At 62.0% G+C, this 2071-nt stretch carries 3 protein-coding genes; all 3 read left to right on the top strand.

What is annotated here, in order from left to right:
* The coding region (locus tag WBB85_RS17550; protein ID WP_432639887.1) for a M24 family metallopeptidase at nucleotides 1-376 on the top strand (376 nt) is incomplete at its 5' end.
* Entirely contained in the window at nucleotides 376-1383 is a 1008-nt protein-coding gene (locus tag WBB85_RS17555; RefSeq protein WP_432639888.1) for an ABC transporter permease subunit, read from the top strand. The genes WBB85_RS17550 and WBB85_RS17555, both read left to right, overlap by 1 nt.
* Nucleotide 1384: 1 nt before the next feature.
* Nucleotides 1385-2071 (top strand): ABC transporter permease subunit (locus WBB85_RS17560; RefSeq protein WP_432639889.1); only part of this gene is annotated, 687 nt, incomplete at its 3' end.

Consider the following 2071-nt stretch of genomic DNA (forward strand, 5'->3'; position numbering starts at 1 on the left):
TGCCTCGGATGAGGCGCAGGCGGTCTATGACACGGTTTTGCGCGCCAATCTGATGGGCCATGCCCGAACCGAACCCGGTGTCACGGCTCATCAAGTCGACGATGCGGTGATCTCGGTGCTGGAAGCCTCGCCCTTCGCCGACCGCATACGGACCAAGACCGGTCATGGCCTCGGGCGCGATGTGCATGAGGCACCCTATATCATGCGTGGCAACCACGAAGTGCTTGAACCCGGCATGGTCTTTACAAATGAACCCGGGCTTTACCGCACCGGCCCCGGCGGGTTTGGCGTGCGTATCGAGGATGATATCCTTGTTACCGAAACCGGGTCCCGCTCGCTCACCAATTTCCCGAAAGAACTCAAGGTCGTCGGCTGATGCTCCGCTATCTCCTCTCGCGCCTTCTGACGTTTCTGCCGACCTTCTTCGGCGTGACGATCATATCGTTTTCCTTCATCCGCATGCTGCCGGGCGATCCGATCATCGTCATGGCGGGCGAACGCGGGGTCAGCGAGGAACGCTATCAGGAGCTTGTGCAGCAATTCGGCTTCGACCGGCCGATCTGGCAGCAATATCTCGACTATCTCGGCGGTGTCGTGCAGGGCGATCTGGGGCAGAGCTTCGTGACCAAGAAGCCGGTCTGGGACGAGTTCTTCGCGCTTTTCCCGGCAACGCTGGAACTCTCGATCTGCGCGATGATCTTCGCCGTGGCCCTGGGCCTGCCCGCAGGGGTCATCGCGGCGGTGAACCGGGGCAAGTTCTTTGACCGGGCGCTGATGTCCACCGCCCTTGTCGGCTATTCGATGCCGATCTTCTGGTGGGCGCTGCTGCTGATCATCGTCGTATCGGGCTGGATGGGGCTGACGCCGGTCTCGGGCAGGATGAGCCTGCTTTATTATTTCGATACGCCGACCGGTTTCATGCTGATTGATGCGCTGCGCTCTGGTCAGTCGGGCGCCTTCGCCTCGGCACTTCATCACCTGATCCTGCCAACGATCGTTCTGGGCACGATCCCGCTGGCGGTCATTGCCCGCCAGACCCGATCGGCCATGCTGGAAGTGCTGAGCGAAGATTACATTCGTACGGCCCGCGCCAAGGGCCTGGCCCCTGCCCGCGTCAACGGGGTGCATGCTTTGCGCAATGCGCTGATCCCGGTCATCACCGTCATCGGCCTTTCGGTTGGCACCCTGCTGGCAGGCGCGATCCTGACCGAGACGATTTTCTCATGGCCCGGCATCGGCAAATGGATGGTCGACAGCATCTTTCGCCGCGACTACCCGGTCGTGCAGGGCGGCCTTCTTCTGATCGCGGTCATGGTGATGATCGTGAACCTGACCGTGGACGTGCTCTACGGGTTCATCAACCCCAAGATCCGGAAGCGCTGACATGGCCGATACAACAGCAACCGCCACTGCCCGTCCCGGCCGCCTGTCGGAATTCTGGTACTATTTCCGCGAAAACCGCGGTGCGGTCATCGGGCTCTGGGTCTTTGCCGCCTTCATCGTCGTGGCGCTCTTCGCACCCATTCTGGCCCCGCACGACCCGACCCAGCAATTCCGCGACGCGCTTCTGCAACCACCATTCTGGGAGGAAGGCGGTTCCCTCGCCTATCCGCTCGGCACCGATGCCGTCGGCCGCGACATGCTCTCGCGGCTGCTGCACGGGGCGCGCTATTCCTTCTATGTCGGCATCATCGTCGTGGCCTTCGCGGCCTCCGGCGGGATCGTCATCGGCCTTCTGGCGGGCTTTGCCCCGAAATGGGTGGATACGATCATCATGCGGGTGATGGATATCATCCTCGCCTTTCCCTCCCTGCTGCTCGCTCTCGTTCTCGTCGCGATTCTCGGGCCATCACTCACGAATGCCATGATCGCGATCGCCATCGTGTTGCAGCCACATTATGTCAGGCTCACCCGCGCGAGCGTGCTGGCAGAGAGGTCGAAGGACTACGTGACGGCGGCCCGTGTTGCCGGCGCGAAACAAACGCGGCTGATGTTCGTCACCGTGCTGCCGAATTGCCTGTCGCCGATCATCGTGCAAGGCGCCCTGTCCTTCTCGACCGCGATCCTCGAT

Origin of the sequence: Albidovulum sp., assembly GCF_049646345.1 — a bacterium.
In the GTDB taxonomy this organism is placed as follows: Bacteria; Pseudomonadota; Alphaproteobacteria; order Rhodobacterales; family Rhodobacteraceae; genus Albidovulum.